Below are 12,622 nucleotides of genomic sequence, written 5' to 3' on the forward strand. Positions count from 1 at the left end.
ATCAGCTTGCGGGCTTCATTTCGTCAAGCGCCAGGTTCAGCTTCAGCACGTTCACGCGTGCCTCGCCAAGAATGCCGAACTGACGGCCGCTAGTCGCACGCTGAACCAGTGCGTCGACATCGTTGTGCGACAGCTTGCGTGCCTTGGCAACACGATCGATCTGATACGCGGCGGCTGCCGGGCTGATCTCGGGATCGAGGCCACTACCCGACGATGTCACGAGGTCAACGGGAATAGGCGCCGTGTTCGTCGGGTCCGCATCGTGCAACGCGCTGATGCGTCCTTTCACTTCGTCGGCCAGTGCCGGGTTCGTTGGTCCAAGGTTCGACGCACTCGAACCTTGCGGGTTATACGGGTTCGGCGATGTGGCCGACAGACGGCCCCAGAAATAGTTGGGTGCATCGAATTGCTGGCCCAGCAGGGCCGAGCCGACCAGCTTGCCGTTCCTCTCGATCAGGCTGCCATTTGCCTGACTTGCAAAGGCGGCGTGGGAGACCGCGGTGACCACGACCGGATAGACCAGCCCCGTCACGACGGTCAATGCCGCGAACAAAACGAGCACGGGTCGAAGGATATTTTTCATGATGATTCAATCCAGTTAGATTGTTAGGAGACCGATAAAGGCAGGCGTGCGCCAGATTCGCGCACACCTGCATCACGATCAGGCCCAGCCGCACGCCGTCAAAATCATGTCAATGATCTTGATGAACGGGAACGGCAGCAAGATCCCACCGAGGCCGTACACCAGCAGATTGCGGCGCAACAGTGCAGCAGCACCCAGCGGCCGGTACTTCACGCCCTTCAACGCCAGCGGGATCAGGAACACGATAATCAGCGCGTTAAAGATCACAGCGGACAAGATGGCGGACGACGGTGACGTCAGGTGCATGACGTCGAGCACGCGCAATTGCGGGTACGTCGATGCAAACGCGGCCGGGATGATGGCGAAGTACTTGGCTACGTCGTTGGCAATAGAGAACGTCGTCAGCGAGCCGCGCGTCATCAGCATCTGCTTGCCGATCTCGACAATCTCGATCAGCTTGGTTGGATTCGAATCGAGGTCGACCATGTTGCCGGCTTCCTTCGCCGCCTGCGTGCCGGTGTTCATTGCCACGGCAACGTCGGCCTGCGCGAGCGCCGGTGCGTCGTTGGTGCCGTCGCCGGTCATCGCCACCAGCCGCCCTTCCGCCTGATATCCACGAATGGTCGCCAGCTTCGCTTCAGGCGTGGCTTCCGCGAGGAAGTCGTCAACACCCGCTTCAGCCGCAATCGCTGCAGCCGTCAGACGGTTATCGCCCGTCACCATCACGGTCTTGATACCCATCTTGCGCAGCTCGGCAAAGCGCTCCTTGATGCCGCCCTTGACGATGTCCTTCAGTTCGATCACGCCCAGGACGCGTGCACCTTCTTCTTCGCGCCGGTCAGCGACGACCAACGGCGTGCTGCCGCGACGTGCTATTTCATCCACCGCATTCGACACTTCCTGCGGATAACGTCCGCCGTGACGTTCAACGTAGGACTTGACCGCATCGGCCGCGCCCTTGCGAATCTCGCGATCCGGCAAGTCGACACCGCTCATGCGCGTCTGTGCGGTGAAGCCCAGGAACGTTGCGTGGAGCGTTGCCATCTCGCGTTGACGAATGTTGAAGCGCTGCTTGGCGAGCACGACAATACTGCGTCCTTCAGGCGTTTCGTCAGCCAGCGACGACAGTTGCGCCGCGTCGGCCAAGTCCTGCTCCGAGAGACCCGGAGCCGGCACGAAGCTGGATGCCTGACGGTTGCCCAGCGTGATCGTGCCGGTCTTGTCGAGCAACAGCACGTCGACGTCACCCGCGGCTTCCACTGCGCGGCCGGAAGTCGCGATCACGTTTGCCTGCATCATGCGGCTCATACCGGCCACACCGATGGCAGACAACAGTCCGCCGATGGTCGTCGGGATCAGGCAGACCAGCAACGCGGCCAGCGCGGTAATCGTCACCACGTGTCCGGCCTTTACTGCGCTGACCGAGAACATCGAGAACGGCAGCAGCGTGGCGGTTGCGAACAACAGCACCAGGCTCAGTGCCACGAGCAAGATGGTCAACGCGATTTCGTTAGGCGTTTTTTGACGCTTGGCGCCTTCTACCATCGCGATCATGCGGTCGAGGAATGCCTCGCCCGGATTGACCGTCACGCGCACCACGATCCAGTCCGACAGCACGCGAGTACCGCCCGTCACCGCCGTAAAGTCGCCGCCCGATTCGCGGATCACCGGCGCGGATTCGCCCGTGATCGCGGACTCATCGACTGAAGCCACGCCGTCGATTACTTCGCCGTCCGCCGGGATGACATCACCCGTTTCGATCAGCACGATATCGCCCTTGCGCAATTCCGTTGCCGTCGTAATGCGCAACGACGACTTCGGATTTGCCGACTCCAGCTTCTTCGCCATCACGTCGCGCTTGGCGCTGCGCAGCGACGCCGCCTGTGCTTTCGAACGGCCCTCGGCCAGTGCTTCGGCGAAGTTCGCGAACAGCACCGTGAACCACAGCCACAGCGAGACCGCGAGGATAAATCCTGCCGGTGCTTCAGCCTGGCCCAGGAGAGCCGCGACCCACAACACCGTGGTCAGGATACTGCCGATGTACACGCAGAACATCACCGGGTTACGCAACTGCGTACGCGGCCCCAGCTTCCTGAACGAATCCGCGATCGCCGGCATGACGATGGCGGGGTCGAACATCGAACGTGCTGCCGAGCGAGAGTTGCCGCCTGAGCTACCCGGCTCCGGTGTTTTCTCCGGCGCCTTGTTCGGTGTCTTCACTGGCGGTTTGACAATTGTGTTCATACTTTCCTCTGTATCAGTGACCGCTTATTTGCCCGAGAGCATCATCAGATGCTCGACCACGGGACCCAGCGCAAGCGCGGGAACGTAGGTCAGTGCACCGACTAGCACGACTGTGCCGAGCAACAACACGACAAACAACGGACCATGTGTCGGCAAGCTGCCTGCGGTTGTCGCAATGCGCTTTTTAGCGGCAAGCGCACCGGCGATAGCCAGCACTGGGATGATCGAACCGAAGCGGCCGAACCACATGGCAATGCCGGTCGAGATGTTGTAGAACGGCGTGCTGACCGTGAGACCCGCAAAGGCGCTGCCGTTGTTGTTGGCCGCCGAGCTATACGCGTAAAGAATCTCGGAGAAACCGTGCGGCCCGGGGTTGGATATGCCCGCTGTGCCCGCGGCCGTCAGCACGCCGATCGACGCACCAAGCAGCACCAGGAACGGTGTCAGCAACACGACAATAGCCACCATCTTCATCTCGTACGACTCGATCTTCTTGCCAATATATTCAGGCGTGCGACCGATCATCAGGCCGGCCACGAACACCGCGAGCATGGCGAAGACCAGCATCCCGTATAAGCCCGAACCCACACCGCCGAAGATCACCTCACCCAGCTGGATCAGCAACAGTGGTACGAAGCCGCCCATGGGTGTCAGCGAGTCATGTGCGTTGTTCACAGCACCGCACGACGCAGCCGTAGTGGCGACCGTGAAGATGCCCGACTGCGCTATACCAAAGCGTGTTTCCTTGCCCTCGGTGTTCCCGCCTGACTGCATCGCGGAAGCGCTTTGGTCCACATGAAGCGACGCGAACAGCGGATTGCCGGCCTGCTCGAATGAGATTTCACCCCAGCATGCAATGGCAAACGCGATCGTCATTGCAGCGAGGATTGCGTAACCCTGCCGCTTGTCGCCCACCATGCGTCCGAACACCACGCACAACGCCGCCGGAATGGTCAGCATCGAGAGCATCTGGACGAAGTTGGAGAACGGTGTCGGGTTTTCGAACGGATGCGCGGAGTTGGCGTTAAAGAAGCCGCCGCCATTCGTGCCGAGCATCTTGATCGCTTCTTGCGAGGCAACCGGGCCCATCGCGATCGTCTGCTTCTCGACCTTGTTGTCCACCATCACCGGATTGCCCTTGGCGTCCTTGACGGCATTACCCTGCGCGTCGGTCTTCGGCGTCTGGTAGGTCGTCGTCTGAAGCGTGGCGACATCCTGGTACGACTCGAAGTTCTGGATCACGCCCTGACTCACGAACACGAGCGCAATGACCGTTGCCAGCGGCGCAAGGATGTACAGCGTGATGCGCGTCAGGTCGACCCAGAAGTTGCCGATGGTCGTGGCGGTGTGACGTGCGAAGCCCCGAATCAGCGCAACAACAACCGCAATGCCGGTCGCAGCCGACAAGAAGTTCTGCACCGTCAGGCCGACCATTTGCGACAGGTAGCTCGCGGTCGATTCGGGTGTGTAGTCTTGCCAGTTCGTGTTGGTCACGAAGCTGACCGCGGTGTTGAACGCGCCGTCCGGTGTCATCGGACCAAAGCCTTGCGGATTGGACGGCAGCCAGTGCTGCAAGCGCATGAAGCCGAACACGACGAGCACGCCGAGTGCGTTGAAGGCGAGCACAGCGAATGCATAGTGCTTCCACGACATTTCCGACTTGTCGTCGACGCCTGCGAGCTTGTACAGCAGTGTTTCTATTGGCCGGCCGACGCGTCGAACAACGACAGATGAACCATCGAGCACGGAGGCCATATACCGGCCGAGCGGAATCGCGAGCGCGATCAGCACGACGATAAAAAGGCCTGTTTGAAATACGGTATTGGCGTTCATTCCAGATCCTCCGCACGCAATAGTGCGTACACGAGGTACACGAACAAGAGCAGAGTCGAAGCACCTGCCAGGAACAGCATCCAGGTGGTCATGGACGACCTCCCGGAGCGCGACGCAGTTTGTCGCAACCGATGATCAGGGCCGCGCACACTGCCCAGAAGGCGATGATGCCGGCGATATATAGCAGGTCCATTGTTTTGATCTCCCGTAGCGGATTTGGACGTGCTGAAGGTTAGTTGATCGGGCGTAAACGACTGGAAAAGAGAACCGCCGGGGATATAAAGAAAGTGTAAAAACGCGAAGGGGATGTCGGGGGATGGGATGGGCGGGGTAGCTGCTGGTGTTAGCGGTCGGGGTCTATGCCGGGGTGCTGCTTTCAAGGTCTTCGCGGGTTATATGTTGGCTGTACTTTTTCGCTCTACTAAAGAAATTAGCTAACGTATAACCCGCGAATGCCTGGAAAGCAGCAACCCGGCAATGACTCAGACCGCTAACGCCAGAACCTAGCAACCCGGCATTGACCCCACCCAACGCCCAACCCGTACATTCAACCAGACCCCGTACTACGGGCGCAGCCGCCGCGCAATTCGCCCAAACGCGTGCCACTGCTGCGCCAACACGCCATGCCCATAGTTGCGTCCCAAACCTTCCGGCGCGGGCAACTGGTCGCGAATCCCAGTGGGCTCAGTCGAACGATTCCACGCCGCTGTCTTGAACAACACATCCCACCACGGAAACAAAACACCGAAGTTGCATCCATAACGCGTGCCTTCATGACCGTAACCAATCGCGTGATGCCGCCGATGAAACGTAGGACTCACGAGTAAGCGATCAAGGTACGGTACGACCGGCAGGTGCGCATTCACATGCTGAATACTTTGCAGCACATTGCCAACCGCGACCAGTACTACAAACTGCGATGGCTGCACGCCGATAAAAAGCGAAATAGCGGCGAAGAATGCTGCCTGGATGATGTCATCGAGGAAATGATTGCGGTCGTCCGCCCACAGCGACATCTGCTGTTGACTGTGATGAACCGCGTGCAGCTCCCACCACACGCCAAAGCGATGTTGCCAACGGTGATACCAGTAGCCGGCAAAATCCAGGATCACGAGATAGATCAGGAACGACACGACCGGTTGATCGGTCACGCCGGGCCAGACGTTATCGATGTCAACATTCGGTATGTCGTAGATCGCAATCAGGCTTTGCCAATGATTGAACAAAGGCTGCAACAGGAAGAAGAACGTGAGATTGATGATGCCCAGCTTGGCGATCCACGTGTAGATCACATCAGCACGCACCGCCTTCCTGTCCTGCCATGTTTCGATCGGCCGCAATGCTTCCAGCGGCCGCAGAATGGCAAATGTCAGCAGGATCTCCAGCGCGCCGACGATCACCCAATAGAGCGCGTCGTAGGTGTCCTCGTCGTAGCCCATCAAACCGACCTTGAAGAAGATCGGCTGGACCACGTCGACGTATAAGAGCGTCTGCAGCGTAGAGACCGCATTGTCCAGCTGCGCGACGATTTCCGTAATCATGGGGTCCCTTTAGCGCCACCAATAAATCAGGCCAAATAAAAACGCTGCGCGTGATCAGTCCGGATTCGGTGCATACACAGGCGCCCGGTCCGCAAAATAAAGTCCATGCGGAGAACGTCCGACTGCAATGGTGTCAATCAGCTTGCGGCTGTTGAGATCGATCACACCAACGTGTCGCGCAAAGCGGAACGTCACCCAAAGCGTCTTGCGATCGGCGGACAATTCCATGTCGTCGGGTCCGGGCAATAAGCCACTTATATCCCCAACCTTCTGCAGCGTCGTGTAGTCCAGGATGCTGATCGTGCTGGCCACACGATTCGTCACAGCAACATGTTTGCCGTCGTCGAGATTACGGAAGTTGTGCGCGCCTTTGCCCGTCTGAATGCGTTTGACGACTTGCTGCTTACGCCAGTCGACAACGGCGACATCGTCTTCACCCGTCATGCCCACCAGCAAGTCCCGGTCACCCGGCGTCATCCATAGACCTGCCGGCGTATTTCCAACGGGCATTTTCCACTTGACCGTTTGCGTGGCCAGATCGATTGCGGCAAGCTCACCCGAATCTTGTAACGTCACGAATACCGTGCTCGCATCCGACGAAAACGTCATGTGGCTAGGCGTTTTAGCGAGCGGAATACGCTTGGCGATCGTGAGGTCGTGACCGTCGTATTTGTAGATATCGACGCGGTCCAGTCTCAGGCCAGCAGTAACGAACCATTTGTGATCGGGAGAAAAACCTAACTGGTACGGATCTTCTATGCCCTCCACCCGCTTTTGTACCTTGCCGCTGTGCGGATCGACAAAGATCAGATCATTCGATACCGAGTCGGCCACGATAAGCGAGTTACCGTCTGGCGTCACCATCAGGTGATGCGGCTCCTTGCCTGTCGGCGCGGTTCCCACCACCTTGCGGTTCGCTTCGTCGATTAACGTGAGTTGCGCTTCGCCGGAATCAAGCACGATGACTTTGGAACTGGCCGGCGTATCCGCTAGCGCGAAGTTATGGAAAAGCAAGGTAACGACTGCCGTTACCGAAAGGTTTCTGATTGCAGTGCTAAGCATATTGAAAGGAATTGATGACGAGAACGCCCAAAAGGGCTAAAACTGTGCTCTGATTGCTTAACGCGCTCGCTGACCGCCGACTAAGCGCGGACCAGGGGACAAACAAGCAACAAACGCATAAAGCAATTAATGCACTGCACGTGACACCGCCATGATGACCGCAATCCGGTCCGCATAAAGCGGCCCATTATCTCTAACGTATTGAGTCAAGCAATGGATGACCGCGTCCGCCCTGAATCCAGCCGATCGATGAGCGATAGTACAACTCTCGCCATGCGTGATGTGCTGGAAGGCCGCCGCACGGGCTGGTCCGTGCTTCTGCCATTCGCCGGACCCGCAATCGTGGTCTCCGTTGCTTATATGGATCCGGGTAATTTCGCCACGAATATTCAAGCCGGTGCGCGATACGGATACGGATTATTGTGGGTTGTGCTGCTGGCAAACATCATTGCCATGTTATTCCAGTCACTTTCCGCAAAACTCGGCATTGTCACCGGGCGCAATCTTGCGGAGCTATGCCGGGATCATTTACCCAAGCCGCTAGTTTATGCCATGTGGGGAGTCAGCGAAGTCGCCGCCATGGCCACCGACCTTGCCGAATTCCTCGGTGGTGCGATCGGCCTGAGTTTGCTTTTTCACATGCCTTTGTTGATCGGCATGACCGTCACGGCGATCGTGACGTACGGCTTGCTGTTCTTCGAGAAAGCAGGATACCGGCCCCTGGAACTGATCATTGGCGCGTTGGTCGGCATCATCGGCTTGTCTTATCTTGCGGAGCTCTTCATTGCGCCGGTAGCGTGGGGCCAGGTCGGGCTGCATCTGTTCAAACCGGACTTGCCCGATGCGCAAGCCGTGACCATCGCGGTGGGCATTGTCGGGGCAACGGTCATGCCGCACGCACTCTTTCTTCATTCGGGACTCACGCAAGGCCGCCATCCCCCCAAGACCGAGGGCGAACGCAAAAGGTTGCTCACGTTCTCCAACCTGGAAGTGATCATCGCGCTGACCATTGCCGGCATGATCAACATGGCAATGGTCATCATGGCATCCGGCGCGTTTCACTCCGGTCATCCGGAAGTGGCCGAAATTGAAACCGCTTATCACACGCTCGCGCCGCTCTTGGGCATTGCGGCTGCGGGCATTTTCCTGCTCTCGTTGATCGCGTCCGGCATTTCCAGTTCGGTGGTCGGAACCATGGCCGGTCAAATGATCATGCAGGGGTTTGTCGGTTTCCGCATTCCGCTATGGCTGCGCCGCGCGATCACCATGGTGCCGAGTTTCGTCGTGGTCTGGCTGGGCGTGAACGCTACGCAAGCGCTCGTCATGAGTCAGGTCGTGCTCAGTCTTGCGCTGCCGTTCCCCATGGCGGCACTCGTATGGTTCACGTGCCGCCAGGATGTCATGGGTGCATACAAGAACCGGACGCTGATAAAAATCACAGCGATTGTCGCGGCATGCGCGGTGTTGTCGCTCAATGTGATCCTCTTGTTGCAGGCATTCGGCGTCGAGATTCCTGGCTTGCCAGGCGTCTGAGTGACTGACGTCTTGCATTAGGTTCGATGAAGCGCACGCTGCGTGAATTACGCACGAACGATCGCTTCATGCCGCTTGTTGACGCATGAAGATTAATGCGTTTTGAAGGGATTAACGCGTGGCATAATCGGCGCCATATTGTCGACCGTCCGGTGTTGATCACAGCATGTTCCGCCGTCGCTTAATGAAGATCGGAAGCATCCTGGGATTGCTTGCAATCCTGATGACTTCGATCGCGCCGACGGTCTCGCACGCACTAGCCTCGCATGACCGGCTACGCCAGGCGCTCAGCACGTATTGCTCGGCTGACCCGGCCTTTAGCGAAGCGGGTAACAACGACTCCCCCAACGACTCCCCCAACGATTCCTCCAACTCCTCCTCGCACTCCGGTGCACTGCATTGGCAGGCTTGCGGTTATTGCGGCCTGCTCGCTCACTTCCCCATCCTGACCGGTTCGACAGTGGCCTTCGTCGCCGCTGTGCCGGCGACCGTTGCTCCGCTTCCTGTAGTACGCGCTACCGTTCGCGCGTTGCCGCTTTTCATTGCCGCCCAGCCGCGCGCGCCGCCCGTCGCTTCCTGACCCTTCCGTATCTTTTCGACTCGCTTGCTCGCGCCGATAACATCGGCGTGAGCAATAGCCCGTTCACCAGGATTAATACAAAGGACTCAAGATGCGTACGCTTTTAAAGCGGCACGCGGCGCCTGCGCGCGCCGCTCTTATTTGGGCGGCCGGCGCCGCCTGCCTTGCAGGATCCACGCTTGTCTCGGCACACGCGGTGGTCGGCGACCGGGTCTTCCCGGCGACGATGGCCGTGGACGACCCAGGTGTAGGCGATGAATTCGACTTCCAGTACGGCCACATCAAAAGCCCGACCGACGACGGTGACAACATGAATGTCAACACGGCCTCGTTCGAATGGGACAAGCTGATTACGTCGAATCTGGCGTTCAGCATGGGGAGTGCCTATGTCACGCAGAACGCACCCAACGGCGGCTCCGCGAGGGGCTTTGACAACGTCACGCTCGGCCTGAAATATCTGGCTTACTCCAACCCTCGCCATGAGTTCATGGCATCGATCGGCGTGAACGCGGAACTGGGCGGCACGGGTGCTCGCGCGATTGGCGATCCGTCTTCCACCATCACGCCGACGGTGTATTTCGGCAAGGGCTTCGGCGACCTTCCATCGAGCCTCGGCTTCCTGAAGCCATTCGCGATCACGGGCGAAATCGGACCTAATCTGACAACCTCGCGATCATCGCCGAACTCGCTCGACTGGGGTACAACGATCCAGTACAGCATTCCGTATTTGCAGCAGCAGGTGAAGGACCTTGGCTTGCCGCAGCCGATCGCCAATCTCATTCCGGTGGTTGAGTTCCCGATGAACACCTGCACCGCGGGTCCGTGTTCCGGCCATACGACCGGGACGATCAACCCCGGTTTCATCTGGCTCAATCGTTATGGTCAACTAGGTATCGAAGCGCAGATTCCGGTCAATCGCGCGACGGGCAACCACGTTGGCATCCTGCTTCAGGCGCATCTGTATTTCGACGATATCTTCCCTAACTCTGTCGGCAAGCCGCTCTTCTGATCATGAAAAAAGCTCTTTTAAACTCTGCCACTGTGCGTACGTTAATCGCTGCCGCCACGCTTGCGAATGCGCAACTCGCTCACGCCCATGCTTATCCGCAACATCAGGAACCGGGCGCTGGATCCACCGTGTCGACTTCGCAAAAGGAAGTGGCGATCGAGTTCGACGATGGACTTGAACCTGCATTCAGTTCGATCGCCGTGACCGATGCACAGGGCAAGCCTGTCACCAGCGCAAAGTCAGTGGTCGATTCGGCAGACAAGAAACATATGTCTGTTGCGCTGAATGCGTTAACGCCAGGGGTTTATTCGGTCGCCTGGGTTGCCGTCGCCGACGACGGGCATCGGACCCAGGGGCACTACAGTTTCACGGTTAAATAGGTAAAGACCGATCGCCGTCGCGAGTCACGCAAGCGCTTGACTCGCGACCGCCAATTCCCTTAAAAAAACGTGTAGCAAAACACGCCATCGTCTTGCGTGGTCCGATGCAAATCCTTGATACCGCGATCGAAATCTTCCGCCGTGATCAAGCCTTCCAATATAGCCGACGCACGCACGCCCTCGATCATCGCGGTGAAGGTCTTCCGCGTGAATCCGTCCACCAGATCGGGACGGCTTGCGTCCGCGTAGACCATGCGCGGCGATACGCTAATCTGATCGAAACCCGCCGCGCTCATCAGCGGATATAACTGCCTGCCGATAAGCGCATTCCCACCCGCTTGCTGTTGCAACGTGATCTGACACTGGATGGCCGCACGCGCCGCCAAGCTATCCGGATGAAAATAGGTCGAACCGTGATCCCCTTCAATGACCGTGACGGTACCGCCCGGCTTGAGCAAACGCTTGAGCCGCGTGAGGGCTTCCATCGGCTGCGCGAGATGCTCCAGCACGAAACAGACAAAAACGTGATCGAAAGACTCGGGCTCGAACGGCAGGGAAAAGATATCGGCTTGCTGGAACGTGACGTTCGTCAATCCAGCTGCAAGCGTCTTTTGTTGCGCTGCATCGATCGACTGAGAATTGATATCGATAGACGTAAAGCATGCGGACGGACTACGCGCGGCCAGCGTAACCGTCTGCGCACCGACGCCGCATCCGGCTTCCAGCACGGTGTGACCGGCGGGATAAACGGTGTCGAAGTGCAGCAAGTCAGTGAGCGTTCGTGCCTGGTTTTGCAGGCGCTCGTTCTCATTCTGTTGATAGCCGTGTACATACGCATCCATGGAACCGGACCTCCTTCAAGTAGATGGTCCAGTGTCACGATTTACGCCGGCGCTCGTCTTGAACGTTATTGCAACGCGCGCACAGAAACCTTCTGCCACGCACCGGGGGTGAATCCAAAATGACGGATAAATTGCCGCGTCATGTGGCTTTGATCCGCGAAGCCACAAGCCGCGGCGGCATGCGCGAGACTTAGTCCATTTCGAATCAGACCTCGCGCGCGCTCGGTGCGCTGTTGCAGCAGCCACGCATGGGGCGGCAGACCATAAGTCTTTTCGAAGCGGCGCAGCACCTGGTATTTACTCAGGCCGGACATGGCGGCTAGTTCAGTAAGCGTTGGCGGATTAAGCAGGTCATCGCCTAGCCGCTCGCGAACCCTTCTTAGGTCACCTCCTATTTCCTGAACACGCGACGTTGTCGAATGAAAGTGCAACAAGAGCCCGCAGGTCTCGACCAACGATTCCTCGCACGCAAGGACGTGCGTGTTGGACGACGGCTGGCCGCCGGTCTCCACACGTCGAAAAAATTCCTGCAATGCAGCACGAAGTCGGTCATCTGCTATCACTGGACGCGCGAGTTCGACATCCGTTGCAGCGCAGGATTGAGGATCGCCCAACATGGAACCGATCACGCGCGGCTCCAGATAGACCATGCGCCAGCGACGCGAGACGCCACCCATCGGGCGCCCGTCATGCACCTCGCCCGGGTTGGTCGTGATCAGATTTCCCGCCCGCGCCTCGACCTGTCCCCGACCGCTAGCGGAGCTCTGCGCACCGCTCTCCAACAGCCCAAGGCCGAATGTTGCGTGCCAGTGTTTACCGTAGTGGCGAGCGCTATCAATGTCTGTGCAATAGACGTCCGCCCAAGGCGAACCGAAAACCCGGCAGGTGTGATCTGGATTGATCTTCATGCGCTAAAGACTATCGCAAGTTAAGCGGAAAGCTGAACAGCGCGTTAACCCCAAAACACCATAATCGGCCGCTAACAACATGGAATCAATTTCAAGCCGGGTTTACC

Annotated in this window: 12 protein-coding genes; 4 read left to right on the top strand and 8 right to left on the bottom strand. The window is 58.4% G+C overall.

Going from position 1 to position 12,622, the window contains the following annotated elements:
- Position 1: 1 nt before the first annotated feature.
- From kdpC to ACMX25_RS12940, 6 genes are all read right to left on the bottom strand, one after another.
- Entirely contained in the window at positions 2-583 is a 582-nt protein-coding gene (kdpC, locus tag ACMX25_RS12915) for a potassium-transporting ATPase subunit KdpC (RefSeq protein ID WP_414950337.1), read from the bottom strand.
- Positions 584-661: 78 nt separating this feature from the next.
- Complete coding sequence (kdpB, locus tag ACMX25_RS12920; protein ID WP_414950479.1) at positions 662-2,722, bottom strand: potassium-transporting ATPase subunit KdpB; 2,061 nt, start codon at positions 2,720-2,722, stop codon at positions 662-664.
- 129 nt (positions 2,723-2,851) lie between these two features.
- Entirely contained in the window at positions 2,852-4,660 is a 1,809-nt protein-coding gene (gene kdpA / locus ACMX25_RS12925; protein WP_414950338.1) for a potassium-transporting ATPase subunit KdpA, read from the bottom strand.
- Positions 4,657-4,752: a potassium-transporting ATPase subunit F gene (locus tag ACMX25_RS12930; RefSeq protein WP_299717650.1), complete on the bottom strand. Its 96-nt coding sequence runs from the start codon at positions 4,750-4,752 to the stop codon at positions 4,657-4,659. Before ACMX25_RS12930 ends, kdpA begins: the two co-directional genes overlap by 4 nt.
- 471 nt (positions 4,753-5,223) lie before the next feature.
- Positions 5,224-6,201: a sterol desaturase family protein gene (locus ACMX25_RS12935; protein ID WP_414950339.1), complete on the bottom strand. Its 978-nt coding sequence runs from the start codon at positions 6,199-6,201 to the stop codon at positions 5,224-5,226.
- Positions 6,202-6,255: 54 nt separating this feature from the next.
- Positions 6,256-7,263 (bottom strand): YVTN family beta-propeller repeat protein, encoded by a 1,008-nt coding sequence (locus ACMX25_RS12940; protein ID WP_414950340.1) that lies wholly within the window; start codon positions 7,261-7,263, stop codon positions 6,256-6,258.
- Positions 7,264-7,476: 213 nt separating this feature from the next.
- Here ACMX25_RS12940 and ACMX25_RS12945 point away from each other — a divergent pair, with 213 nt between their 5' ends.
- The 4 genes from ACMX25_RS12945 to ACMX25_RS12960 all read left to right on the top strand — a co-directional run bounded on the left by ACMX25_RS12945 (position 7,477) and on the right by ACMX25_RS12960 (position 10,765).
- Entirely contained in the window at positions 7,477-8,796 is a 1,320-nt protein-coding gene (locus ACMX25_RS12945) for an Nramp family divalent metal transporter (protein WP_414950341.1), read from the top strand.
- A 184-nt stretch (positions 8,797-8,980) separates the two neighbouring features.
- The gene (locus ACMX25_RS12950; protein WP_414950342.1) at positions 8,981-9,376 is read left to right on the top strand and encodes a DUF2946 domain-containing protein; all 396 of its coding nucleotides are present in this window, start codon (positions 8,981-8,983) and stop codon (positions 9,374-9,376) included.
- Positions 9,377-9,467: 91 nt separating this feature from the next.
- The gene (locus ACMX25_RS12955) at positions 9,468-10,385 is read left to right on the top strand and encodes a hypothetical protein (RefSeq protein WP_414950343.1); all 918 of its coding nucleotides are present in this window, start codon (positions 9,468-9,470) and stop codon (positions 10,383-10,385) included.
- Between the two features lie 2 nt (positions 10,386-10,387).
- The gene (locus tag ACMX25_RS12960) at positions 10,388-10,765 is read left to right on the top strand and encodes a copper resistance CopC family protein (protein WP_414950344.1); all 378 of its coding nucleotides are present in this window, start codon (positions 10,388-10,390) and stop codon (positions 10,763-10,765) included.
- A 59-nt stretch (positions 10,766-10,824) separates the two neighbouring features.
- Here the strand turns inward: ACMX25_RS12960 and ACMX25_RS12965 are convergent, their stop codons facing one another.
- Positions 10,825-11,607 carry a methyltransferase domain-containing protein gene (locus tag ACMX25_RS12965; protein ID WP_414950345.1) on the bottom strand — a complete coding sequence of 261 codons (783 nt, stop codon included), beginning with the start codon at positions 11,605-11,607 and terminating at the stop codon, positions 10,825-10,827.
- A gap of 65 nt (positions 11,608-11,672) precedes the next feature.
- A complete protein-coding gene (locus ACMX25_RS12970; protein WP_414950346.1) occupies positions 11,673-12,515 on the bottom strand; it encodes an AraC family transcriptional regulator in 843 nt (280 codons plus the stop codon).
- Between the last annotated feature and the right edge of the window lie 107 nt (positions 12,516-12,622).

It is taken from the genome of Caballeronia eucalypticola, from assembly GCF_047608185.1.
Taxonomy (GTDB): Bacteria; Pseudomonadota; Gammaproteobacteria; order Burkholderiales; family Burkholderiaceae; genus Caballeronia.

What these genes read in the sequence shown, in the direction of transcription:
- kdpB (WP_414950479.1), bottom strand. Translation starts at nt 2,722, where the DNA reads ATGTTCGACCCCGCCATCGTCATGCCGGCGATCGCGGATTCGTTCAGG.
- ACMX25_RS12965 (WP_414950345.1), bottom strand. Translation starts at nt 11,607, where the DNA reads ATGGATGCGTATGTACACGGCTATCAACAGAATGAGAACGAGCGCCTG.
- ACMX25_RS12950 (WP_414950342.1), top strand. Translation starts at nt 8,981, where the DNA reads ATGAAGATCGGAAGCATCCTGGGATTGCTTGCAATCCTGATGACTTCG.
- ACMX25_RS12940 (WP_414950340.1), bottom strand. Translation starts at nt 7,263, where the DNA reads ATGCTTAGCACTGCAATCAGAAACCTTTCGGTAACGGCAGTCGTTACC.
- ACMX25_RS12955 (WP_414950343.1), top strand. Translation starts at nt 9,468, where the DNA reads ATGCGTACGCTTTTAAAGCGGCACGCGGCGCCTGCGCGCGCCGCTCTT.
- ACMX25_RS12945 (WP_414950341.1), top strand. Translation starts at nt 7,477, where the DNA reads ATGGATGACCGCGTCCGCCCTGAATCCAGCCGATCGATGAGCGATAGT.
- ACMX25_RS12970 (WP_414950346.1), bottom strand. Translation starts at nt 12,515, where the DNA reads ATGAAGATCAATCCAGATCACACCTGCCGGGTTTTCGGTTCGCCTTGG.
- ACMX25_RS12930 (WP_299717650.1), bottom strand. Translation starts at nt 4,752, where the DNA reads ATGACCACCTGGATGCTGTTCCTGGCAGGTGCTTCGACTCTGCTCTTG.
- kdpA (WP_414950338.1), bottom strand. Translation starts at nt 4,660, where the DNA reads ATGAACGCCAATACCGTATTTCAAACAGGCCTTTTTATCGTCGTGCTG.
- ACMX25_RS12935 (WP_414950339.1), bottom strand. Translation starts at nt 6,201, where the DNA reads ATGATTACGGAAATCGTCGCGCAGCTGGACAATGCGGTCTCTACGCTG.
- ACMX25_RS12960 (WP_414950344.1), top strand. Translation starts at nt 10,388, where the DNA reads ATGAAAAAAGCTCTTTTAAACTCTGCCACTGTGCGTACGTTAATCGCT.
- kdpC (WP_414950337.1), bottom strand. Translation starts at nt 583, where the DNA reads ATGAAAAATATCCTTCGACCCGTGCTCGTTTTGTTCGCGGCATTGACC.